Consider the following 22411-nt stretch of genomic DNA (forward strand, 5'->3'; position numbering starts at 1 on the left):
TTCTGCGCTCAGCGGAAGTCGCGGGACCGATGTTCGATGCCGGTGCGCAGATCCTGGAACCCGTCGGCCAGCACGTTGATGACGCCCTCGGGAGAGCGCTCCAGCATTCCTCGTATGATCAGCGCCGGTGAGTCTCGCGCGACCCGTCGATAGCGATTCCAGACCCCGGTGGAGCAGACCACGTTGACGAGACCGTGCTCGTCCTCGAGGTTGAGGAACGTGACACCGGCCGCCGTCGCCGGACGCTGTCGGTGGGTGACGAGACCGGCGACCTCGATGCGCCGGCCCACCTCATGCTCGCGCAGCTGTGCGGCGGTGAGCACGCCCCGCTCGATCAGCGCGGAGCGGAAATGCGCCATCGGATGGTCATCCGTGGAGACGCCGGTGGCGGAGAGATCGGCGGCGAGCTGCTCGTAGCTCGTCTGGTCGGTGAACAGCGGGGGCTGTACGGACACGGTCGTGCCTGGCAGGAAACGGGCACGATCTTCGGCGGCGGCGCCGGCGAGCCAGATCGCCTCCCGCCGCTTCAGTCCGAGGCATTCGAAGGCGCCCGCTGTGGCCAGGGCTTCCAATTGTACGGAAGTGGCATCCGTGCGCCGCACCAGATCGTGCAGGTCGCGATAGGGGCCGTTCGCCTCGCGTTCGCCGGCGATCCGCTCGGCCATCGGCTTGCCGATCCCGCGCACCTCGCTGAGCCCCAGACGCACGGCGAACGCGCCGTCGCGACGGTGCGCTGCCGACTCATCCGGCGCATCCCGGTCGAAACGGGGTGCCGCCGGCTGCTCGTACGTGCGGCAGGAGTCTCGGCCTGTCGCCGCGGGGGAATCCGTCAGGAGCTCCAGAGAATCGGTCGCCGCCGAAGCGTGCAGGTCGGGTCGACGCACCTCCACGCCGTGCCGCCTGGCATCGGCGGTGAGCGTCGACGCCGAATAGAAGCCCATCGGCTGAGAGCGCAGGAGCCCGGCGAGGAACGCGGCGGGGTAGTGCAGCTTCAGCCAGGAGCTGGCGTAGACGAGCAGCGCGAACGACAGCGAGTGCGACTCCGCGAAGCCGAAGTTCGAGAACGCCTGGATCTGCTCGTAGATGCGATCGGACTGTTCATCGGAAAGCCCGTGCCGCGCCATGCCGGCGTACAGCTTGTCGCGGATGCTGTCGATCCGCTCCAGACCGCGCTTGGACCCCATGGCGCGCCGGAGGGTGTCAGCCTCGTCGGCCGTGCAATCGCCGATCGTCGTGGCCATCTGGATGAGCTGCTCCTGGAAGATGGGGATGCCCAGGGTGCGCTCCAGCGCTGACTTGAGAACCGGGTGCGGGTAGGGAATGTCCATCGGCGGCATCGGAGCCTCGCCGCGGGCTGCCCGTCGGCGATTCTCCTCATCGATGCGGTCCTTCTCCATCTTTCGCCGCACGAACGGGTGCACGGCGCCGCCCTGGATGGGACCGGGACGGATGAGAGCGATCTGGATGGCGAGATCGTAGAAGCAGCGGGGCTGCAGCCGGGGGAGCAGACCGATCTGCGCGCGGGACTCCACCTGGAACACCCCGATCGAATCGGCACGGCAGAGCATGTCGTAGACCGCCGGCTCTTCCTTGGGGATGGTCTCCAGGGTCCAGCGCTCTCCGGTGGTGGCGGCGATGATCTCGAAGCAGTTCTGCAATGCGGCGAGCATCCCCAGCCCCAGCAGGTCGAACTTCACCAGCCCCATCCAGGCGGCGTCGTCCTTGTCCCACTGGATGACCGTGCGATTCTCCATCCGAGCATGCTCGACGGGCACGACCTCTCCGACCGGGCGTGCGGTGAGCACCATGCCGCCGGAGTGGATGCCGAGGTGCCGGGGTGCCTTCAGCACCTCACCGGCGTACTCCAGCACCGTCTCGGGGATGTCATGGCCGTCCACCGGCATGAGGTCGGCGCCCCAGCCGTCGACCTGACGAGACCAGGCATCCTGCTGGCCGGGGGAGTAGCCCAGCGCCCTCGCCATGTCGCGCACGGCGTTCTTCGGACGATACTGGATGACATTGGCCACCTGGGCGGCGCACTCGCGGCCGTATTCGCCGTAGACCCACTGGATGATCTCCTCGCGCCGGCCGGAATCGAAGTCCACATCGATGTCGGGCTCTTCCGTGCGGGTGCTGGCGAGGAAACGCTCGAAAGGCAGTCCATAGAGGATCGGGTCGACGGCGGTGATGCCGAGCAGGTAGCAGACGGCGCTCGCCGCAGCAGAGCCTCGCCCCTGGCAGAGGATGCCGCGACGCTTCGCCTCGGTGACGATGCCGTGCACGATGAGGAAGTAGCCGGGGAAGTCCTTCTCCTCGATCACGTTCAGTTCGCGCTCGATCCTGGCCCGTCCGTCGTCATCGAGTCGTGGATACCTGGCGGGGACGGCATCCCACACCAACAGTCGCAGCCAGCTCATCGGCGTATGGCCTTCAGGAACCTTCTGCTTCGGCAGATCAGGGCGGGCGCGGCGCAGCGGGAAGGCGGACTCCTCGGCGATGAGGAGCCCGTGTGAGATCGCACCGGGGTAGCGCTGGAACTGTGCGGTCATCTCGGCGCCGCTGCGCAGATGCGCTGCGCCATGAGAGGGGAGCCAGCCGTCCAGGTCGTCCATGCTGCGCACCGCTCGTATCGCCGACATGGCTTCTGCGAGCCCGGCGCGCTGCGGAGTCGCGTAGTGCACGTTGTTCGTCGCCACCACGGGGAGCCGGTGGGAGCCGGCGAGCTCGGCGAGGGCGTCATTGCGGCGATTGTCCTGCGGATCGCCGTGGTCGAAGAGTTCGACGGCGATGCTGTCGCGGCCGAACAGATCGGCGAGGCGACGCAACGGCGTCGCGGCGTCGCCTGCCGCGAGCCCTCGGCGCACACCACCCTTGCGGCACCCGGTGAGGATCGTCCAGTTCCCGTCCGCGCTCGCCGCCAGATCATCGAGGTCGTAGACCGGGCGCCCCTTCTCTCCGCCGCGCAGCTGCGCCCTGGTGATCACTCCGGAGAGGCGGTGATAACCCTCGAGTCCGCGAGCCAGCACCAGAAGATGCTCGCCCGCGGGGTCGGGAACGCCGCCCTGCGGACCGGGGAGCCCGAGTGACAGCTCGGCGCCGAAGACGGTCTGCAGGCCGGTCTGCGCTCCGCGCTGCCCTTCGGCCTCAACCCTGGTCTTCATCAGGTCGGCGACCTCTGCGAACCTGGCGGCCCCGTAGAAGCCGTCGTGGTCGGTGATGGCGAGAGCCGTGAGTCCGAGCCGCGTGGCCTCGGCGAGCAGATCCTCGGCGGATGAGGCGCCGTCGAGGAACGAATACGACGTGTGGGCGTGCAGCTCGGCGTAGGGAACGGCGTCTTCGGGCGGCTCGACCGTCGGCGGAGGTGCAGTGACCCGGCGACGGCTGACCGGCCCAGGGTCGGGCCGTGGACGAGGCTCTGCCGGCTCGGAGGAGGGTGCTCGCCCGCTGAGCGTCTGCTCGAGCTCCTTCCACGTCCGTGGAGGATTGTGCCAGCCCATCAGCGATACCTCCCTTCGACCCACCAGGAGTCGTCCTCCCAGAGCACCAGCCAGGCGCGCTGCGACTCGTCGACGATCTGCAGGCGCTGGGCGAGGCGGGCCTGGTCCTTGTCCCAGGCGCGCTCGCGCAGCGGCCATGGGCCCGCCCAGCTCGAGACCGCTGTCTCTTCGATCCATGCGGGGGCGGCGGAGAGCGTGCCACGCTCGTCCACCCGCGGCGGCGTGCCGTCTGCCGCAGTCACCCGTGCCGGCAACGGCGGGCTGAACACCTCGGACGGATACGGCGGAGGCAGGCTTCCCGGCCACGGCAGCGCGGCATCGCGTTCCGGTGGCACCTTGTCTCCCCAGGGTTGAAGCAGCTGCCGGTCGGACAGCCGGCGTCCGCCGACGATCACGGGGGTGACGACGCCGAGATGACCCAGCATCGCCTGCACTCGGGAGACGGCATGGTGCAGCCGCTGCTGGGGACCCTGCCCGAAGAGTCCTGGCTGATGGTGGGCGCTGTCATCGACCCTGGTCGGCACGATCCGCACCTCGGCGATGCCGGCCGGCGCGCGATCAGATTGCGCAGGGTCGGATTGCGCAGATTCGGATTTCGCGGGGGTGGAGAGCGACTCCAGCTGCCAGCGCACCCGATCGACCAGATCGCTCGCCTCGAAGGAGGTGGGGTGCAGCCACACCCGCGACGAGATCGCCCCGTCGTCGTCGGTCAGATCGATCCGCACTTCGGTGCACACCTGCGAGAGCTCGGCGAGAGCCGCGGTCACGGCATCCGCTGTCTGGCGCACTGCGAACGCCACCTGATCTGCCTGCTCGAGGGGCGTCTCGAACACGATCTCGCGTGCGAGCTCGGGCTCGGGATGCTGCGGCACCAGTGGCCTGGAATCGGCACCGGATGCCAAGGCATGCAATCTCGCCCCTCGTTCACCCAGTCTGTCGCGGATGTCGGTCTCGGCGAGGGCGGCGAACTCCGCAAGGGTGCGGATGCCCAACCGTTCGAGCAGCGCGGTGACCTCCTCGTCTCCCAGCGCCTGCACGGGGAGAGGGGCGAGGAACTCCCGCGAGCCACCGGGGGCCACGACGAGGGCAGGCGCCGCGAGGCGGGCGGCCTGCTCTGCCGTGAAGAGCCCATCGGCGATGGCCGCGCGAGTGCCAGGGTGGTCGTGCTCGGCGAGGGCTTCAATGAGGCGCAGGGCCGCCTGCTCCTCTCCGCCGTAGTATCGGGCGGCTCCGCGGGCACGCAGCGCGGCAAGGCCAGGGCGCAGCGGCTGAACGCCGGGCACCAGCTCTTCCAGCAGCCGCAGCACCGGCAGGAAGGCCCGCTCATCACGGCGGGGGTCTGCGGGGATGAGTCGCAGCGCAGGGGAGCGGGTCTGCGCGAGTCGGCGGCGCTGGCCGCGCCGCACACCCTGCGCCCTGGCTGATGCCGAGCATGCGATCACGATGTTCGATTGCACGACGGCGACCGGCTCTTCTGCGGGTGGCGCTCCGAGCGCTGCGCGCACCGGCCAATCCGGCAGCCACAGCACGAGATGACGAGGAGGCATGCTCATCCGGCCACCGCCCACTGATCGGATTCGGCATCGACCGTCTGAGGGACGGGCGCGAGCAGCGGCGCCACCGGACGCAGCGGTGCCGGCGCGGCATCCACACGGCCGAGGGAAGTCGGCATCCGCACCCGCACCCGACTCGGAGCCTCATGCCGCCGCCCCGATGCGCGCAGGGTCACGGTGCGATCGGCGAGGAGCCCCCAGCCGGAGCCCAGGCCGTGCCACTCGGTCTCCTCCACGCGGATCGTCGCCTCGCTCTGCGGCCAGGGCGCCGTGACCAGCAGTGTGCAGCCGCGATCGCGCAGGCGCGCGTTCAGCCGGGCGATGTCTGCATCGGCGACCCTGCTGCGCGGATGCACCGCGATGAGAGGGATCACCTCGGAGAGTGCAGTGGCGACCGTGAGCCAGCGGGGGCCCGGATCGGGCACGAGGACGAGACGTTCCAGCTCGACGCCGAAGCCGGCCATCGCCTCGACCCCGATCGTGGGCATGCCGATGATCGCGCACCACGACCCCTTCTGCGAAGGAGCGGCGAGCAGAGCACCCAGAAGACTCGGCGAAGGGGAGAGGGAGTAGGAGGAGCCGACCCGCAGCCCTGGATCGGGCAGGAGGCCCTCCAGCGCGGGATCGAGGGGAAGGAAGGGCACATCGCTTCGTCGCCGCTGCATGCGGGCGATCTCGCCGCGCAGGCGGTGCACCTCCTGCGCGCGGGAGGCTGTGCTCTCGCGAGAGCCGTCGCCCTCGCGGGAGAAAGCGGAGGGGGCGAAGAGTGCTGTGCCCATGCATCCATCCTCGAACTTATATACGAATAAAGCAAGTGAGGCTCTCATGCTAGTTCGCACATCCGACACCGGGTTTCGCGCTACCTTTGACGCATGCAGATCGAGTTCGAGAGTCCGGTCACGCGCGGGGACAAGCGCGTGGAGTCGTGGTACTTCGCGACCCTGCCTGAAGAGCTCTCGCTGGAGCTCCGCGAACTGCCGGCGCCGAAGCGGGGCTTCGGCTCATTGCGCGTGCAGGCCAGGATCGGCGCGTCCATCTGGCGGACATCGATCTTCTTCAGCGACAACGCGTTCGTACTGCCGCTGAAGAAGGCGATCCGCGACGCGCAGGGCATCGAAGAGGGCGACATGCTCACGGTCGATCTCGACATCATCGATCTCTGAGACGCTGGAGTGCGCCGCTGGACGCAGGTTATCCACAGCCCCCACCCACGGCATCCGTCGTTCTCGTAACCTTCGGGCATGCCCTCAGCCGTGACGCCGTACGACGTGATCGTCGTGCTCGTGCACATCGCACTGATCGGTATCGGCATCTGGCTGCTCGTGATCGACGCGCGCACCCACCGGCTGCCGAACCGGATCGTGCTGCCGACGCTGGCGGCAGCGCTGGCGCTGGTGGGCATCGACGCACTCGTGACAGGGCAGAGCGGCCCGCTGATCGGCGGTGTGATCGGAATGCTGGTGCTCGGCGGCATCTACGCCGTGCTGCGCGCCACGAGCAGAGGCGGGATCGGCGGGGGCGACGTGAAGCTCGCGGCGGTGATCGGTCTGGTACTGGGCTGGCACGGCTGGCAGGCGCTCGCCGTCGGCGCGGCATCAGCCTTCGTGCTCGGGGCGCTCTACGCCCTCGTTCTCATGGCGCTGCGCCGGGCGGACCGCTCCACCCGCATCGCGTTCGGGCCCTGGATGATCATCGGCGCGGTGCTCGGTATCGCCCTGGCTTGAGCACCACGCCGCGCACTCAGGACTATGGTGAGCACATGGCAATCGCACGACTTCACGACGGCCCGCTCGACGGGCAGATCCTTCCGCTCGAAGACATCGAGCAGGACCGACTGATCGCACCGTACGGCGCGACCCAGGTCATCTACCGACGAGGCACCGCAGCCGCAGCCAACACCGGCGCGAGCGACGGGCCCACCGAGGTCGGGTTCTGGTTCGTCGAGTCGAGTGACGACATCACGCCGACCGATGACTGAAGCACCGACGACTGAAGCACCGATGACTGAAGCACCGACGATTGAAACCAGTGACGACTGAGCCCTCTCGCACGGTAGAGGTCGAGCGCAAGTACGACGTCGACACCGCCACGCCTCTGCCCGTCTGGGATGCGATCCCGGGTGCGGATGCCGTGACCTCCGGCGAGCACCGCGCCCTCGACGCCGGCTACTTCGACACGGCGGATGCCGCCCTGTCGCGTGCCGGCGTGGCGCTGCGCCGCCGTACCGGCGGCCCGGACGAGGGGTGGCACATCAAGGGTCCGCGCGAAGGCGACGGACGCCTCGAGCTCGGCTGGCCGCTCGGCGACGCCGATGTCGTGCCGGATGCCGTGACCACTGCCATCGCGCGATGGACGACCGAGCCGCTCACCCCGCTCGCTCGCATCCGCAATGACCGCACGGCCTTCCTGCTCACCGGGCCAGGAGGCGTCGTCGCCGAGTTCGTCGACGATCACGTGCGCGCCACTGATCTCCGCTCCGGGGCAGAACGCGAATGGCGGGAATGGGAGATGGAGCTGGGGCCCGCCGCTCCTGCGGACGCCGCAGGACGAGAGGCGTTCTTCACCGCGGTCGAGGCCGCCGTCTTCGCCGCCGGCGGCAGGCATGCGGCATCCGGGTCCAAGCTCGCCCGCGCACTCGGCTTCTGAGCGCAAGCCCCTTCCCCGCGAAGGTCGTGTCGTGCTTGAGTGACACACATGACGCCATCCGCTGTGCTGCGCTCCATCCAGACGATCGTGCCGGAGACGGTGCTGGTGCAGGAGCAGGTGCGAGATGTCTTCGCCGCGCAGCCGGAGCTCAGTCGCCTGGCCAAGCGCATCGTCTCGGCATCGTTCAACGGATCGGGCATCGACACCAGGCACACCGTGCTGGAGGAGCTGTCCTTCTCCGCTGATGTCGCCACGCCCCAGTTCTTCGACCGTGACAGCGGCCTGCTGCTCGAGCCGGGAACGAAGGCGCGCAACGAGGTGTACATCCGCGAGGCGGGGCGGCTGTTCGTCGAGGCCGCCAGACGCACGCTCGAGGCCGACCCCGACATCACCGCCGCCGATGTCACGCACGTCATCACGGTCTCGTGCACCGGGTTCTACGCGCCGGGTCCCGACTACGAGATCGCCCGCGCTCTCGGGCTGCGAGACGGTGTGCGCCGCCAGCACTTCGGCTTCATGGGCTGCTACGCGTCGATGCCTGCGCTGCGAGCTGCGAGCGAGTTCTGCGCCGGGGATCCGGATGCCGTGGTTCTGGTGGTCAGTGTCGAACTGTGCACGCTGCACCTGCGCTCCACCGACGACCCGGACATGATCGTCGCGACCTCGCTGTTCGCGGACGGCGCGGCAGCCGGACTCGTCACGTCTCGGAGCTTCGAGTCCGAGGTCGCCGGCTTCGCTCTCGACCGCTTCCACACCGGCATCATCCCGGAGGGCAAGAAGGACATGGCGTGGACGATCGGCGACCACGGGTTCGAGATGGTCCTGTCGACGGCTGTTCCGCAGCTCATCGGCGATCACATCCACGACGCGCTCAGGCCGCTGTACGCGCCGGAGGAGGCGTTGGCCGAGGCGTTCGCGGACGACTCGATCGGCGAGCGCATCGCGCACTGGGCGATCCATCCCGGCGGACGCAGCATCGTGGATCGGGTGCAGGAGAAGCTGCTCCTCTCAGATGCTCAGATGGTGCCGGCCAGAGAAGTGCTGCGGGAGTACGGCAACATGTCCAGCGCGACGGTGCTGTTCGTCATGCGCCGGATCCTGGAGGACGCACACAACGGGGAACGCGTGGCGGCGATGGCCTTCGGACCCGGCCTCACCGCCGAATCCGCGTTGATGACCGTCGTCGCGCCGGTGACGCAGCGGCATGAGGGCTGACCTCTCGGTCCGCGCCGTCGACGAGCGCGAGCTGATGGACGATCCGGATGCGGACCCTCAGATGCTCGAGCGCACCTACGAGCGCTTCGCCCTGATCAACGCGGTCGTCTCGCGATGGCGCGGTGTGTACCGGCGGGACATCCGTCCACTCGCGAGAAGACGGCCGATCAGCCTGCTCGATGTCGGTGCGGGCGGCGGCGATGTGTCGCGCGCGCTCGCCGACTGGTCGCACGACGACGGACTGGCGATCGAGATCACCGCTCTGGATGCCGATGCGAGAGCGATCCGGTGGGCACGCGGTCGCGGCGGAGCGGTGCAGTACCGCTGCGCGTACACGAGCGATCTCGTGGCTGCCGGTGAGACGTTCGACATCGTGATCTCCAACCATCTGCTGCACCATCTGAGCGACGGCGAACTGGGCGCGGTGATGCAGGATTCGGTGGCTCTCATCAACGAGGACGGACTCGTCATCCATCGGGACATCGCACGCAGCGGGTTCGCCTACCGAGGCTTCGCCGGCGCCACCCTTCCATTCGCGAGGAATCTGCTCGCCGGATCGTTCATCCGCCCCGACGGGCTCGCCAGCATCCGCCGGGCGTACACGCCCGCCGAGCTCTCCGCCGTGGTGCCGCGCGGCTGGCAGGTGCGGACCGGTTTCCCCGCGCGGCTCGAACTGCGGTACGAGGGCGCAGATGCCGGATCATGACGTCGCAGTCGTCGGCGGCGGGCCCGTCGGACTGCTGCTGGCCTGCCTGCTGGCGCAGAGCGGCGTCGACGTCGCGGTGTTCGAACAGCGCACCTCGGATGACGACCGCTCCAGGGCGATCGGCATCCACCCTCCCGGCCGCGCTGCTCTTGACGCGGCCGGGGTGGGAGCGGAGGCCGGACGCCTGGCGCTGGCGCTGGACGGCGGCGACGTGCTCTGCGGAGGACGCGTGCTCGCCTCGGTCTCCTTCACTCCTCGCCAGCAGGTGCTGATCCTTCCGCAGCGCCGCACGCATGCGCTGCTCTCGGAGCGCCTCGCCGATCTGCGGCCGGATGCCGTGCATCTCGGTCATGCGGTGAGCGACGTCCGTGATGAGGGCGAGGTCGTACGCCTGACGGTCGAGTCGGAGGGCGTGGCCAGGGAGGTCACCGCATCCATCGTCGTCGCAGCGGACGGGGTGCGCAGCGGGGTACGCCGCCGCCTGGGCGTCGAGTGGCGGGAGACGCGCGGCAGCGGCACGTATGCGATGGCGGACGTCGCCGACGATGAGCCGGGCAGGAGGGTGAGCCTGTACTGCGAGCCCGCCGGCATCGTGGAGTCCTTTCCTCTTCCGGAGGGACGCAGACGCTGGGTGGTGGCCGATCCGCTGGAGCGGCTGCGCGATGAGGCGGCGTTCTCGCAGGAGATCGAGGAGCGCACCGGGATCCGGCCCGACCTCGCGCTCCCGCCGACGCCGTTTCGCGCGCGACAGCATCGTGCGGCGCGTGCGGGCGTTGGCCGTGTCGTGCTCCTCGGTGACGCCCTTCATGAGACGAGTCCGATCGGTGGTCAGGGCATGAACCTCGGGTGGAACGCCGCGCGGCACCTCGCGGCGGCCATCGAGAAGTCGTCGGGAGGCACTGAGCCCGACTTCCGTGCCTACGGACGACGCGCGCTGCGCTCGGCCGCTCGGGCCCAGCGGCGTTCGTGGTTCTACATGAGCATGGGGGAGCCTGCCCACGGTGTCGGCCTTGGCACCCGCAACGCGGTGATCAGGGCACTCGGATCGCCTCCGCTGCGCCGCAGCGCCGCGGATCTGATCACCATGCGCGGTCTGTGAGGGGCACCCTATACTTCAGCGTGTGACCGACGCCGCCGCTGTTCCGCCACGTCGCGCACGTATCGGACGTCGGATAGGTCTCGCGTCGTTGGCGCTCGTCGTCGTCGCGCTGATGGTGGGAACCGTCTTCATCGTGGTGAAGCTTCCGCAGCCGTCCACAGCCCTCGCCGATGCGCCAAGGGGCGACCTGATCGTTGAGGGTGCCGAGGGCGAGTGGAGCGTCGGCGCGTTCACGGTGCGACTTGACACGGGGCTCAGCGTCACGCATCCCAGTGCGGCGACCACGGTCTGGGAGAGCCCACATGGCGAGGGGTTCCTCGCCGCGGCAGAGGGAGCATCGAACATCATCGACGACCTCGGCCTGCTGCGCGTCAGCGACCGCCTGACGCAGCGATGGGCGGACCAGCGAATCACGACCGTGCGCCCCGACGCGGATGGCTCGCTCGTTCTCGAAGGGACCCTCGAGGGCGACGGAGCCCTCGATTGGGAGATGCGCATGAGTGAGGCTGCGCCGGGACGTCTGGAGGTGTCGGTGCGGATCGACCCCGTCGCTGATCGGCTGTACCTCGCTGCGGCGCTCGGAGCGGAAGAGGGTGTGCACGGGTTGGGTGCGCAGTCGTCCGGATGGGATCTGCGCGGTACGCGTGTGGCACTCGTTCCCCGCGAGCAGGGAATCGGACGCGGGGAGCAACCCTTGTCGCTGCTCGTCGATCTCGCCGCGAGTGCCGCCGGCGGTCAGGACACGACGTATCTCACCAGTGCCGTCGGCGTCACCGACGCAGCGCGCAGCGTGGCGTACCGCGGCGACGCGATATCGTCCGTCGACCTGCGCTCCGACGACAGGATGACCTGGGAGGTGTGGGACGGCACGGCGACCTTCGCGCTGGCGGCCGCCGAGACTCCGTCGCAGGCGCTGGCGATCCAATCCGAATGGGCCGGCGCGGCTGCGCCGCCTCCACCGTGGACGGCCACTGGACTCATCGCAGGTCTCCAGGGCGGCACGGACGAGGTGCGGATGAAGATCGAAACACTGCAGTCGGCAGGCGTGCCGCTTGCCGCGGTGTGGTTGCAGGACTGGGTGGGACGGCGCACGACCGGCTTCGGCGAAAGACTGCAGTGGAACTGGAGCCTCGACGAGCACCAGTACCCCGATTGGGAAGAGCTGATCGCAGAACTCGACGACCAGGGCATCCGAGTTCTCACCTATGTGAATCCCTCGCTCTCGGTCGACAGCGGTGCGGCATCCGCCTCGCGAGGCGGTCGCGATCTGTATTCAGAGGCGGAATCGGCCGGCTATCTCGCGCTCGCCGCGGACGGGAGCGTGCTCGATGCCGATCAGCACGGGTTCACCGCCGCCACCGTGGATCTGTCGAATCCGGCTGCTCGGGAGTGGTTCGCCGAGGTCATCGCAGACGAGGTCGCCGGCGCCGGGGCGTCCGGCTGGATGGCGGACTTCGCGGAGGGGCCGCCGCCGGATGCTGTGCTCGCCGGTGGCTCCGGGATCGACTGGCGCGTGCGGTGGCCGGTGCTGTGGCAGGAGGTGAACCAGCGTGCCATGGAGATCGCCGGACTGACCGAGGACGGATTCGTCTGGCACCGCAGCGGGGGCACCACGTCCGCGGGTCTCGCCGATGCGCTCTGGCTCGGTGATCAGACGCAGGACTGGTCGCGCACCGACGGACTTGCCTCGACCGTGACCCTCACGCAGTCACTGGCTGCAAGCGGCATGATGCAGGTGCACGGCGACATCGGTGGTTATACGGGCGTCGATCTGCCGGTGCTGCCTGATGTCGCTCGCGATGATGAACTCGTGCTGCGATGGGCCGAGGCATCCGTGCTGCAGCCGGTGTTCCGCACCCACGAGGGCAACCGGCCGGCTTTCGCCGCACAGCCGGCGGAGGATGCAGAGCTCGCCGCGAGACTCGGTCGCCTCACCCGGTTGTTCGTCGCGCTCGCACCCGAGCGGGATCGTCTGGCAGCCGAGGGACCGCTCGCCGCCGGAGCACATCATCCCTGGATGCTCGATCCCGACGAAGAGCTGAACGGCGGCGCCGATGACGAACTGCAGTTGGGACCCGACGTGCTGCTCGCGCCCGTGCTCGAACCGGGTGCCGAGACGGTTGAAGTCGTGCTGCCACCGGGTCACTGGCGTCACATCTGGTCGGGAGAGCGATACGGCGACACGGCCGAGGTCGTCCACGTCACCGTCGCCGCTCCACTCGGGCAGCCTGCGCTGTTCGCTCGGGAAGGCACGGCGGTCGCGAACGAGCTCGCCGACTTCGTCGGGTCGGAGTGAGGCCGCTCCGCTCAGTACTGCTGCGGCGGCCGTGAATCCTGTTCACCGTGCGCCGGCCAGCGCGCCATGGCCCGCTCAGCCATCGCTGTGATCGTCAAGGAGGGGTTCACCCCCGGGTTGGCCGGTACGGCGGCGCCGTCGACGACGTGCAGCCCCGGATAGCCCCAGATGCGGTGGTACGCGTCGACGACACCCTGTTGCGGGGAGGCGGAGACGATCGCGCCGCCGAGGAAATGCGCGGTCAACGGTATGCCGAACACCTCCGGCCACGAGCCGCGTGCCTCGGTCCGTACACCGCCTTCCTTCTCGAGCCGAGCTGCGATCGCCCTGGCGGCGACGTGCGCGCCCGGCAGATACGAGGGATTCGGCTCGCCCTCGCCCTGCGCGCTGGTGAGGCGGTAGCGGCCGAAGCGCCGTTTCACCGAGAGCGTGAGCGAGTTGTCCGCGGTCTGCATGACGAGCGCGATGATGCCGCGCTCGCTCCAGCGCCGCAGGGAGCCGAGCCGGAGGGCGGTGAGGGGAGCGCGGAGCACCTGGCCGATCAGCGAGCCCAGCCGGGCGAAGAGCGGACGGCCGCCGTCGACGAGCCCGGTGGCGAGCATGCCCATCAGGTTCGACCCGGGACCGTATCGCACGTTCTCCACGTGAGTGCGCTCGTCGACGTGGAACGAGGTCGTGATCGCGACGCCGTCCGCGAGGCCGACATCGTCGGGTACGGCCACCGAGATGGCGCCGTCGAGCGCCTCGGAGTTGGTCCGGGTGAGGTGCCCGAGGGAATCGGGCAGCAGGGGGAGCACACCGGTCGCCTTCATCCGGTGCAGGAGCGATTGCGTTCCCCAGGTGCCGCCGGCGAAAACGACCTGTTCCGCCGTCACGGTGCGCGGTCGTCGGACCCACGCTCCGCTGCGCACAGTCGTCACTCGGTAGCCGCCGCCGGTCAGTGGCTTCACCTCGACGACCGTGCGCAATGGTTCGATCGTGACACCACGTCGTTCGGCGAGGGCGAGGTAGTTCTTCGCCAGAGTGTTCTTCGCTCCGACACGACAGCCCACCATGCAGTTGCCGCACAGCGTGCAGCCGGTGCGTGCAGGGCCGTCGCCCGAGAAGTAGGGGTCGGGCGCGGTCACACCCGGCGTGCCGAAGTACACGCCGACCGGCGCGTGGCGGAATGTGCTGCCCACGCCGAGGTCCTCGGCGGCCCCGGCCATGATCCGCTCGACGGGGCCGGCGTGGGGGTAATGCTCCACGACGCCCAGCATCCGCCGTGCCGTCGCATAGTGCGGATCGAGTTCTCTCTCCCAATCGAATCCGTCGGGCCAGCGCGCATCTACGAAGAACTCAGCGCCGGGCCGGTAGAGCGTGTTCGCGTAGTTGAGCGATCCGCCGCCGACGCCGGCCCCGGCGAGGATCATGACGTGAGGCAGCTTGTGGATGCGCTGCACGCCGAAGCATCCGAGGGCGGGTGCCCACAGGTAACGCCTGACATCCCATGAGGTCTTCGCGAAGTCGTCGTCCTCGAAGCGGCGTCCGGCTTCGTACACGTGCACGCGGTAGCCCTTCTCCACCGATCGCAGGGCAGCCACAGAGCCGCCGAAGCCGGAGCCGATGATCACGACGTCGTGATCGAAGCGTTCGTTCATCGGTGCGCCTTCCGCGGGTCGGGGGTCTCGTGATCGCCATCGGCGGAGGGCAGCAGGATGCTGAGCGCGGCGGGAATCACGCGGATCTTGACGCTCTCGGACCCGATGCGCTCGCCGTCGGCATAGACCACGAGTCCGGGAGCGGAGACGTCGACCTCGGTGGCGCGCAGGGTCGTCACCTGCGGCAGTCGCACATGCGTGCCGCGCAGCAGCCGCGGCAGAAGCCCGATCAAGGTGATCCTGCCGACGGGCGCGACGTGGACGACATCGAAGAGGCCGTCGTGCGGATCGGCCTGCGGGCACACGGGCATTCCGCCGCCGTAGCTGCGGGTGTTGCCGACGGCGATCAGCGTGCCGTGCGAGAGCGCAATCTCGGCGCCGTCGGCGCGCAAGGCGAATGCCATGGGTCTCAAGCGGATCAGCTCGATGACCATCGCCAGGTAGTAACGGGCACGGCCGCGCGGCCAGCGGAGGGAATTGGTGCGCTCACTCACCTTGGCGTCGAAGCCGAGGGCGGCGACGGTGAGGAAATGCGCGGCGCCGTCGGGGCAGATCGCTTCTCCGACGTCGAGAGACCGGGAGACTCCGTGCGCGGCGGCCATCGCGGCGACGGCGGCGGAATCGGGGGATCCGAAGGGGATGCCGAGAGCACGTGCGAGATCGTTGCCCGTGCCGGCCGGCACCAGCACGAGTGGGATGCCGGAGCCGACGAGCACATCGAGCACGATCGCCAGGGTTCCGTCGCCGCCGACGATCACGAGGGCGTCCGGTCGTGCAGCGACCGCTTCGGCGGCGAATCGTCTGGTGTCGTCGACGGATGATCCTGTGCGCTCCGAGACACGCAGGCCGAGTTCACGCAGGCGTGCGACCGCGGCATCGCGGGCAGCGGTTCCTCTGCCGCGTCCTGATTCGGGATTGGCAAGGACGAAGACATGCCGCATGTCAGCTCCTCGCGCGGGCGACTGCCGGCAGCAGTGCCCCAGGATTCATGATCCCGGAGGGGTCGAGTTCGTCCTTCACCGCACGCAGCAGGCGGATCCCGCCCTCGCCGACCTCGCGTGAGAACCAGGGCGCGTGGTCCCGCCCCACGCCGTGATGATGGCTGATGGTGCCGCCGTGTGCGAGGATCGCGTCGTTCACGCCCGCCTTGATGCGGTTCCACTCGTCGAGCACCTCACCGCGCAGGTTCCCGATGATCGTGAAGTACAACGCCGCACCGGTGGGGTAGATGTGCGAGATGTGGCACATGATCAGCGATTTCGAGCCGTGCTCGCCGAATCCGGAGCGGATGGCGTCGGTGACGGCAGCCTTCAGACGGGGGAGGTCCGCCCAGGTGGCTGCGGTCTCCAGCGTCTCGCAGAAGGCACCGTGATCCAGTAGTGCATCGCGCAGGTAGGGGGCCCCGAAGCGTCCGCGCGCCCATTCCTCCGCAGAGGCCGGCCCGGTCGGGCGTCCACCGGCGCCGGTGAGCACGCGTGCCGTGCGCTCGTGACGTTCTGCGACGGATGCGGCATCTCCTTCGAACACGGTGACCGCACTGCATCCCTTCGCCAGGGCTTTGCCCACACGCCCGTGCTGCGCGAGACCGATCCCGGTCTCGGCTTCGTCGGAGAGCCGGATGACCGTCGGTCCTGTGGCGAGCTGTGCCACCAGGCGGAGTGCATCGGCGCCGCGTTCGAAGTCAGGAAAGGTCCATCCCTCGTATCGGCGGGTCTCGGGCAGCGGATGCACCCGCACGCTCAGCTCGGTGATGACGCCGAGGATGCCCTCGGCTCCGAGGAAGAGGCGCATCAGATCCGGACCGGCGGCCGACCCCGGTGCCCCGCCGAGCGCGATCTCGCCGGTGGGCGTCGCGACGCGCAGCGCGGTGACCATCGTGTCGAATCGGCCGTTGCCGGCGGAGTTCTGGCCGGACGAGCGCGCCGATGCGAACCCTCCGAGTGTCGCGTAGAGGAAGCTCTGCGGAAAGTGTCCGAGTTCGAAGCCGTGCGCCGTCAGCAGCCGTTCGGCTTCGGGCCCCGTGGTGCCGGCAAGGAAGCGGGCTTCGCCGCTGATCTCGTCGAAGTGCAGCAATCCGCTCAGACGCCGAAGATCCAGGGAGATGACGGCGCGATGACCGCCGCGCTCGGGTGCGAGAGCGCCGACGACGCTGGTCCCGCCGCCGAACGGGATCACGGCGATGTCGTGTTCCGACGAGAAACCGAGTACGCGAAGCACCTCATCGTGATCACCAGGCGAGACGACCGCGTCCGGAACCGCCTGATGCGTTTGCCGGAGGCGAAGGAGATCGGGCGTCGATCGTCCACCGGAGTGGCGGATGCGCGTCTCATCATCGCTGTGAAGCGCATCGTCGCCGACGATCGAGATCAGGCCGGCGCGATCCTGCTCAGTGAGAGCGGAGGCGGCCACGACGACGTCGGCCAGCGCGGTCGGCGGTTCGGGGCGGCGGATGCGTCCGAGGATCGTGGGCAGCAGCGCGCGCACGGCCAGGGGAAGGTCCTTAGCCAACGCGGGATCGCCCCAGCCGTTCCAGCTCGTCGTCGATGCCGGTGTCGTCTCCGTCGTCATGCGTTACAGTGTGACACATCATGGAAGATCGTCAAGCAGTCATGGTGTCCGCCGGCGCATTCGAACCACCCGTGTGGGACGAGGTCGACGCGCGTCTGCTCGACGTGGCATCCGACCTGATCGCATCGCGCGGGACCGGCGGGTTCACGATCGCGGAACTCGCACGCGACGCGCGTGTGAGCCGGCCGACCATCTACCGGCGATGGGCCGGCACCGATGAGGTGGTGCGTGCGGCTCTGCTCAGGCAGACCGTGTCGATCATCATGAGGATGTCGACTGATGTGCGCACCGGCGCGCAACTCGTGGCAGAAGTGATGCGCTTCGCCGAACTCTTCCGTCACGACCCCGTCTTCGGGCGGCTGCTGGATCGAGAGCCGGAGGCGTTCACGCAGTACAGCCTCGAGCGGGTCGGATCCAGCCAACGTGCGATGCTGCGCTGGCTCGAGCTCGCCATCGCCCGTGGCCAGACCGGAGGCACGATCCGCGAGGGGGATCCGGGCGACATGTCGGTCATGCTGCTGCTCATCGTGCAGTCCGCCATCCTCTCGCACCATGCGGTCTCGTCCTTGATCGGCGCCGCGGAGTGGGAGCGGGAGCTCACCCGCGCCGTGGAGGGGTATCTGCTCGCATGAGTCGACGAGGGGGGAATGAGGAAGCCGCCGGCGGGGTCAGGGCCTCGTCCATGCTGAACGTCTCGAGACGCGCTCTCGACCTGGAGACGCTCGCCGACGGCGGAGAGGTCGACCTGCTCGTGATCGGCGGCGGCGTGACCGGCGTCGGAGTGGCGTTGGATGCCGCGAGCCGTGGACTCTCCGTCGTCCTCGCCGAGGCGCACGATCTCGCATTCGGCACGAGCAGGTGGAGCTCGAAACTGGTGCACGGCGGGCTGCGCTACCTCGCATCCGGCGATCTGAGGGTCGCCCGCGAGAGCGCCGTCGAGCGCCACCTGCTCATGACGCGCATCGCGCCGCACCTCATCCGGCCGCTGCCGCAACTGCTCCCGTTCGTGGACGGTGTGTCGTTCAGACAGCGCACCGTCGGGAGCATCGGATTCCTGCTCGGCGACGGGTTGCGCCGCTTCGCCCGTACGCCAGGTGACGTGCTGCCGCGTCCGCATCGCGCCTCGGTGGGGGAGTCGATCGGCATGTTCCCCGCTCTGAGCAGGCGCGGGCTGCGGGGCGGGATGGTCGCCTCCGACGGTCAGTTGATCGACGACGCCCGGCTCGTGACGGCGATCGCCAGGACCGCGGCTGCCCATGGCGCGAAGATCCTCACCCGCACGCGAGTGACGGACATCGACGGCGACGGTGCGACCCTGGAGGACGTGCTGGGCGGTGGCTCGCTGCGGGTGCGCGCCCGCGCCGTCGTCAACGCCGCAGGCGTGTGGGCGGCAGAGCTCGATCCCGACATCCGCCTCCGGCCCAGCAGGGGAACCCACATCGTCCTGGATGCTGCGGCCCTCGGCCATCCGACCGCTGCGCTGACCGCCCCGCACCCCGGATCGGTCAGTCGTTTCGTGTTCGCCCTGCCCACCCAGCTCGGACGAGTCATCGTCGGACTCACGGATGTGGACGCCCCCGATCCGATTCCGGACGTGCCTTCGCCGACCGATGACGAGATCGACTTCCTGCTGACCACGCTGTCACGCGTGCTGGAGCGTCCCCTCACGCGCAACGACGTTCGCGGAGCGTTCGCCGGACTCCGTCCTCTTGTCGCATCCGGTACCGGCGACTCGACTGCGGACATCTCCCGTCGTCACCGCGTCGAGGTGTCGTCGAACGGCGCCGTCGGCATCCTCGGCGGCAAGCTCACGACGTATCGCGCCATGGCGAAGGATGCCGTCGACCTCGCCTGCCGGCAGGCAGGCATCGACGACCCAGGGTGCCGCACCGATCGCCTGCCGCTCGTCGGAGCACCCGGTTCGCCGGTGCCGATCGCGGACCCGGGCGCCTTCCGTCGTTCGTCGGCGACTCTCCGTGCACGCTACGGGGCGGAAGCCGCAGCAGTCCTCGCGGCGGGCGGCTCAGGCGGCGCGGGGCGCGTGGCCGAGGGCATCGACGTCATACGCGCCGAGGTGGCGTTCGCGGTGCGCGGCGAAGGAGCGCTGGATTCCGATGATGTGCTCGACCGTCGGACGCGGATCGGACTGGTTCCCGCCGACAGGAATGCCGCGGCCGAAGTGGTCGGCCAGGTCGTGGCCGAGACGCTGGCAGAGTGGGGATGAAACAGAGCGTCCGCGGCTGAGGTAAGGGTTTCGACTCGCTGCGCTCGCTCAACCTTGAGTCGGAGAGGGCTCAACGCCGCTTCGCGACATTGAGCCCTCTCGACTCAAAAGTTGATCATGTGGCCGGCGAGGCCGTGGAAGCCCTCCTGCAGCGCCTCCGACAGTGTCGGGTGCGTGTGCACGTTGCGGGCGAGCTCGAGAGCGGTGAGGTCCCACTTCTGCGCCAGCGTCAGCTCGGGCAGGAGCTCGGAGACGTCGGGGCCGATCATGTGCGCGCCGATGAGCTCGAGGTGCTCGGCATCCGCGATCAACTTGACGAAGCCCACGGGCTCGCCGAGGCCGTGCGCCTTGCCGTTGGCCATGAAGGGGAAGGTCGAGACCTTGATCTCGCGGCCCTCGTCCTTGGCCTGCTGCTCGGTGAGGCCGAACGAGGCGACCTGCGGCGAGCAGAACGTCGCACGCGGCATCATCCGGTAGTCGCCCAGCGTCTGGGTCTCTGCCCCGCCGATGGTCTCGGCCGCGACGACACCCTGTGCCTCCGCGACGTGCGCGAGCTGCAGCTTCGCGGTGACGTCGCCGATCGCGTAGATCCCGTCGACGTTCGTCTTCATGTGGTCGTCGATGTCGATCGCGCCGCGCTCGGTGAGCTTCACACCGGTCGCCTCGAGTCCGAAGCCCTCGACGTTCGGCGCGAAGCCGACGGACATGAGCACCTTGCCGGCCTCGATCGAGGCCTGGTTGCCGTCCTTGCCGGTGTAGGTGACCGTGACGGACGAGCCGTTGTCGACGACCTTCTCGACCTTGGTGGAGGTGAGGATGTCGACACCGTAGTTCTTGTACTGCTTCGTGATCTCCTTCGACACGTCCGCATCCTCGTTGGGGAGTGCGCGGTCGAGGAACTCGATGATCGTGACCTTCACGCCGTAGTTGGTGAGGACGTAGGCGAACTCCATGCCGATGGCGCCCGCGCCGACGATGACGATCGAGTCGGGCAGCTCGCGGCTGAGGATCTGCTCCTCGTACGTGACGACGTTCTCGCTGAGCTCGACGCCAGGCAGCAGGCGCACCTTCGAGCCGGTCGCGATGATCGCGTTGTCGAACGTGACCTCTTCGGTCGTGCCGTCGGCCTTGGCCACGGAGATGGCCTTCGGGCCGGTGAAGGTTCCGCGTCCGTCGAACTCGGTCACCTTGTTCTTCTTCATGAGGAAGTGGATGCCCTTGACCCGGCCGTTGGCGACCTCGCGCGAGCGGTCGAACGCCTTGCCGAAGTCGATCGTGAACTCACCGGAGATGCCGAAGAACTCGGCCTTGTGGTTCAGCGTGTGGGCGAGCTCTGCGTTCTTCAGGAGAGCCTTGGAGGGGATGCAGCCGACGTTGAGGCAGACACCGCCCCAGTACTTCTCTTCGATGACCGCGGTCTTCAGACCGAGCTGTGCGCTGCGGACTGCGGCGACGTACCCGCCGGGGCCCGCGCCGAGGATGACGACGTCGAAATGTGGCATGTCTAAAGCCTATCGCTCTGCAGGGGCGTCGGAACCGGCCGGGGGCGTAGATCCCCGCTGAGGTCGGAGCGATCGGGGGCGGGAACGTCGAACTGTGAGGGTGCGTACAGTCTCAGCATAGGAAACGTCGATGTGCGGGCGCTGTCTCGTACAGACCCTCCCGGCGGCGGCGCGGGATCAGTTAGTCTGGACAGCGAGGAGGGCAACCGTGACAGACAACAACAGCCGATCGGCAGGCGACGCAGCCATTCACCGCGACGGCGAGCAGAGGCACGACGCCACACAGACATTCGGACACGACTCCGACCTGTCCTTCGTGCCCTTCGGCGCAGAGCTCACCGATGTCGAGCAGGCAGCGATCGGCGCGCTTCCTGCCGGGTCAGCATTGCTGCTGGTCCGCTCTGGCGCGCTGGCAGGTGCTCGCTACCTCCTCGACACCGATGTCACCACGATCGGGCGTCACCCTGAGGCCGACATCTTCTTCGACGATGTCACCGTCTCACGCCGTCACGCGGAGATCACCCGGTCAGGCAGCCAGTTCGAGATCATCGATCAGCGTTCGCTCAACGGCACATACGTCAACGGTGAGCGCGTCGACCGCAGCACGCTCGCGAACGGCTATGAGCTGCGCGTCGGCAAGTTCCGACTGAACTTCTTCGCCTCGACCGCCGACCTCCCGGCGGCGAACGACTGATGGTGGCACTTCACGCCCGCGATCGCTCTGCGTCCGCGGGTCTTCTGAGTATCGGTCAGGTACTCGCCCGCCTCACGCCCGAGTTCCCCGATCTCTCCTCCAGCAAGCTGCGCTTCCTCGAGGTGCAGGGCATCGTCAGCCCGTCGCGCACAGAGTCGGGCTATCGCAAGTTCTCGCAGGCGGACATCGATCGACTCCGGCTCGGACTCACACTGCAGCGCGACCACTACCTGCCGTTGAGCGTGATCCGCGAGCAGCTGGATGAGGCAGAGGCAAGCGGCGACGCGGCGACGGCGTTCACGCCGCCGCCGTCCATCACCCCTGCGCCCCGGCGCTACCGACGCGATGAGTTGCTCTCGGCAGCCGGCGCAGGACCTCAGATCCTGAACGACGCCATCAGCACCGGCATTATCGTGGCGGCGGAGAACTACCCGGAGGCGACGGTCACCCTGCTGCGCAGTCTCGTCGCGCTCGACCGCCACGGAATCGAACCGCGGCACCTGCGCACCCTGCGCCAGAGCGCGGAGCGCGAGGTCTCGCTGATCGAATCCGCGATGTCGGCACTCCTTCGGCGAACGGATGCCACCTCCCGCGGAAAAGCGCGTGAGATGGCTCCGGAACTGGCCACGAAGATCGACGAAGTGCGTTCGCTCTTCGTCAAGGAAGCGCTCACCCGAGTGCTTTCGTAACGAACTGGTTGCGACACACCTTCGCCGATGGGCGGATGTCATTGCCGGCGCCGGGGCACTGCTCTAGCGTTGAGACAAATGC

19 protein-coding genes are annotated in these 22411 nt (G+C 68.7%); 12 read left to right on the forward strand and 7 right to left on the reverse strand.

Annotated elements, in window-relative coordinates:
• Positions 1–8: 8 nt before the first annotated feature.
• Genes J1M43_RS06665 through J1M43_RS06675 form a run of 3 tightly spaced genes read right to left on the reverse strand, consistent with a single transcriptional unit; the run spans position 9 to position 5829 of the window.
• Positions 9–3497 (reverse strand): error-prone DNA polymerase, encoded by a 3489-nt coding sequence (locus tag J1M43_RS06665; protein WP_033107457.1) that lies wholly within the window; start codon positions 3495–3497, stop codon positions 9–11.
• Entirely contained in the window at positions 3497–5050 is a 1554-nt protein-coding gene (locus tag J1M43_RS06670; RefSeq protein ID WP_206476338.1) for a DNA polymerase Y family protein, read from the reverse strand. Before J1M43_RS06670 ends, J1M43_RS06665 begins: the two co-directional genes overlap by 1 nt.
• Positions 5047–5829 (reverse strand): hypothetical protein, encoded by a 783-nt coding sequence (locus tag J1M43_RS06675; protein WP_206476339.1) that lies wholly within the window; start codon positions 5827–5829, stop codon positions 5047–5049. The genes J1M43_RS06670 and J1M43_RS06675 overlap by 4 nt, the downstream gene beginning before the upstream one ends.
• A 93-nt stretch (positions 5830–5922) precedes the next feature.
• On the opposite strand from J1M43_RS06675, the gene J1M43_RS06680 reads away from it, so the two are divergent.
• The 8 genes from J1M43_RS06680 to J1M43_RS17070 all read left to right on the forward strand — a co-directional run bounded on the left by J1M43_RS06680 (position 5923) and on the right by J1M43_RS17070 (position 13012).
• Positions 5923–6213 (forward strand): DUF1905 domain-containing protein, encoded by a 291-nt coding sequence (locus J1M43_RS06680; RefSeq protein ID WP_206476340.1) that lies wholly within the window; start codon positions 5923–5925, stop codon positions 6211–6213.
• 78 nt (positions 6214–6291) lie between these two features.
• A complete protein-coding gene (locus J1M43_RS06685; protein ID WP_206476341.1) occupies positions 6292–6774 on the forward strand; it encodes an A24 family peptidase in 483 nt (160 codons plus the stop codon).
• 35 nt (positions 6775–6809) lie between these two features.
• Entirely contained in the window at positions 6810–7028 is a 219-nt protein-coding gene (locus tag J1M43_RS06690; RefSeq protein WP_206476342.1) for a response regulator, read from the forward strand.
• Positions 7029–7078: 50 nt separating this feature from the next.
• Positions 7079–7696: a CYTH domain-containing protein gene (locus J1M43_RS06695; RefSeq protein ID WP_206476343.1), complete on the forward strand. Its 618-nt coding sequence runs from the start codon at positions 7079–7081 to the stop codon at positions 7694–7696.
• 48 nt (positions 7697–7744) lie between these two features.
• A complete protein-coding gene (locus tag J1M43_RS06700; RefSeq protein WP_241245200.1) occupies positions 7745–8911 on the forward strand; it encodes a type III polyketide synthase in 1167 nt (388 codons plus the stop codon).
• Positions 8901–9617: a methyltransferase domain-containing protein gene (locus J1M43_RS06705; RefSeq protein WP_206476344.1), complete on the forward strand. Its 717-nt coding sequence runs from the start codon at positions 8901–8903 to the stop codon at positions 9615–9617. Before J1M43_RS06700 ends, J1M43_RS06705 begins: the two co-directional genes overlap by 11 nt.
• Complete coding sequence (locus tag J1M43_RS06710; protein ID WP_206476345.1) at positions 9604–10716, forward strand: NAD(P)/FAD-dependent oxidoreductase; 1113 nt, start codon at positions 9604–9606, stop codon at positions 10714–10716. Before J1M43_RS06705 ends, J1M43_RS06710 begins: the two co-directional genes overlap by 14 nt.
• 22 nt (positions 10717–10738) lie before the next feature.
• The gene (locus tag J1M43_RS17070) at positions 10739–13012 is read left to right on the forward strand and encodes a TIM-barrel domain-containing protein (RefSeq protein WP_206476346.1); all 2274 of its coding nucleotides are present in this window, start codon (positions 10739–10741) and stop codon (positions 13010–13012) included.
• A gap of 11 nt (positions 13013–13023) precedes the next feature.
• Here the strand turns inward: J1M43_RS17070 and J1M43_RS06720 are convergent, their stop codons facing one another.
• From J1M43_RS06720 to J1M43_RS06730, 3 genes are read right to left on the reverse strand one after another with little or no spacing between them, the layout of a single operon-like run.
• Positions 13024–14652: a GMC oxidoreductase gene (locus J1M43_RS06720; protein WP_206476347.1), complete on the reverse strand. Its 1629-nt coding sequence runs from the start codon at positions 14650–14652 to the stop codon at positions 13024–13026.
• Complete coding sequence (locus J1M43_RS06725; RefSeq protein WP_206476348.1) at positions 14649–15593, reverse strand: YegS/Rv2252/BmrU family lipid kinase; 945 nt, start codon at positions 15591–15593, stop codon at positions 14649–14651. Before J1M43_RS06725 ends, J1M43_RS06720 begins: the two co-directional genes overlap by 4 nt.
• Before the next feature lies 1 nt (position 15594).
• Positions 15595–17220 carry an FAD-binding oxidoreductase gene (locus J1M43_RS06730; protein WP_206476349.1) on the reverse strand — a complete coding sequence of 542 codons (1626 nt, stop codon included), beginning with the start codon at positions 17218–17220 and terminating at the stop codon, positions 15595–15597.
• A gap of 20 nt (positions 17221–17240) precedes the next feature.
• Here J1M43_RS06730 and J1M43_RS06735 point away from each other — a divergent pair, with 20 nt between their 5' ends.
• Together J1M43_RS06735 and J1M43_RS06740 are read left to right on the forward strand one after the other, a co-directional pair.
• Positions 17241–17852 (forward strand): TetR/AcrR family transcriptional regulator, encoded by a 612-nt coding sequence (locus tag J1M43_RS06735; protein ID WP_241245201.1) that lies wholly within the window; start codon positions 17241–17243, stop codon positions 17850–17852.
• Between the two features lie 50 nt (positions 17853–17902).
• On the forward strand, positions 17903–19444 hold the full coding sequence (locus tag J1M43_RS06740; protein WP_206476350.1) for a glycerol-3-phosphate dehydrogenase/oxidase: 1542 nt from the start codon (positions 17903–17905) through the stop codon (positions 19442–19444).
• 104 nt (positions 19445–19548) lie between these two features.
• Here the strand turns inward: J1M43_RS06740 and lpdA are convergent, their stop codons facing one another.
• On the reverse strand, positions 19549–20946 hold the full coding sequence (gene lpdA / locus J1M43_RS06745) for a dihydrolipoyl dehydrogenase (RefSeq protein ID WP_206476351.1): 1398 nt from the start codon (positions 20944–20946) through the stop codon (positions 19549–19551).
• A 208-nt stretch (positions 20947–21154) separates the two neighbouring features.
• Between lpdA and J1M43_RS06750 the strand changes: the two genes are divergently transcribed.
• Together J1M43_RS06750 and J1M43_RS06755 are read left to right on the forward strand one after the other, a co-directional pair.
• Positions 21155–21640, forward strand: coding sequence for an FHA domain-containing protein (locus J1M43_RS06750; protein WP_033107467.1), 486 nt, complete (start codon positions 21155–21157; stop codon positions 21638–21640).
• Positions 21640–22329, forward strand: a complete 690-nt coding sequence (locus tag J1M43_RS06755) for a MerR family transcriptional regulator (RefSeq protein ID WP_033107468.1) — start codon at positions 21640–21642, stop codon at positions 22327–22329. Before J1M43_RS06750 ends, J1M43_RS06755 begins: the two co-directional genes overlap by 1 nt.
• The last annotated feature ends 82 nt before the right edge of the window (positions 22330–22411 follow it).

The organism is Microbacterium sp. KRD172 (assembly GCF_017168295.1).
GTDB classification, from domain to species: Bacteria; Actinomycetota; Actinomycetes; order Actinomycetales; family Microbacteriaceae; genus Microbacterium; species Microbacterium profundi.

What these genes read in the sequence shown, in the direction of transcription:
- J1M43_RS06700 (WP_241245200.1), top strand. Translation starts at nt 7,745, where the DNA reads ATGACGCCATCCGCTGTGCTGCGCTCCATCCAGACGATCGTGCCGGAG.
- J1M43_RS06705 (WP_206476344.1), top strand. Translation starts at nt 8,901, where the DNA reads ATGAGGGCTGACCTCTCGGTCCGCGCCGTCGACGAGCGCGAGCTGATG.
- J1M43_RS06755 (WP_033107468.1), top strand. Translation starts at nt 21,640, where the DNA reads ATGGTGGCACTTCACGCCCGCGATCGCTCTGCGTCCGCGGGTCTTCTG.
- J1M43_RS06735 (WP_241245201.1), top strand. Translation starts at nt 17,241, where the DNA reads ATGGAAGATCGTCAAGCAGTCATGGTGTCCGCCGGCGCATTCGAACCA.
- J1M43_RS06740 (WP_206476350.1), top strand. Translation starts at nt 17,903, where the DNA reads ATGCTGAACGTCTCGAGACGCGCTCTCGACCTGGAGACGCTCGCCGAC.
- J1M43_RS06720 (WP_206476347.1), bottom strand. Translation starts at nt 14,652, where the DNA reads ATGAACGAACGCTTCGATCACGACGTCGTGATCATCGGCTCCGGCTTC.
- J1M43_RS06690 (WP_206476342.1), top strand. Translation starts at nt 6,810, where the DNA reads ATGGCAATCGCACGACTTCACGACGGCCCGCTCGACGGGCAGATCCTT.
- J1M43_RS06710 (WP_206476345.1), top strand. Translation starts at nt 9,604, where the DNA reads ATGCCGGATCATGACGTCGCAGTCGTCGGCGGCGGGCCCGTCGGACTG.
- J1M43_RS06680 (WP_206476340.1), top strand. Translation starts at nt 5,923, where the DNA reads ATGCAGATCGAGTTCGAGAGTCCGGTCACGCGCGGGGACAAGCGCGTG.
- J1M43_RS06685 (WP_206476341.1), top strand. Translation starts at nt 6,292, where the DNA reads ATGCCCTCAGCCGTGACGCCGTACGACGTGATCGTCGTGCTCGTGCAC.
- J1M43_RS06675 (WP_206476339.1), bottom strand. Translation starts at nt 5,829, where the DNA reads ATGGGCACAGCACTCTTCGCCCCCTCCGCTTTCTCCCGCGAGGGCGAC.
- J1M43_RS06670 (WP_206476338.1), bottom strand. Translation starts at nt 5,050, where the DNA reads ATGAGCATGCCTCCTCGTCATCTCGTGCTGTGGCTGCCGGATTGGCCG.
- lpdA (WP_206476351.1), bottom strand. Translation starts at nt 20,946, where the DNA reads ATGCCACATTTCGACGTCGTCATCCTCGGCGCGGGCCCCGGCGGGTAC.
- J1M43_RS06730 (WP_206476349.1), bottom strand. Translation starts at nt 17,220, where the DNA reads ATGACGACGGAGACGACACCGGCATCGACGACGAGCTGGAACGGCTGG.
- J1M43_RS06665 (WP_033107457.1), bottom strand. Translation starts at nt 3,497, where the DNA reads ATGGGCTGGCACAATCCTCCACGGACGTGGAAGGAGCTCGAGCAGACG.
- J1M43_RS06725 (WP_206476348.1), bottom strand. Translation starts at nt 15,593, where the DNA reads ATGCGGCATGTCTTCGTCCTTGCCAATCCCGAATCAGGACGCGGCAGA.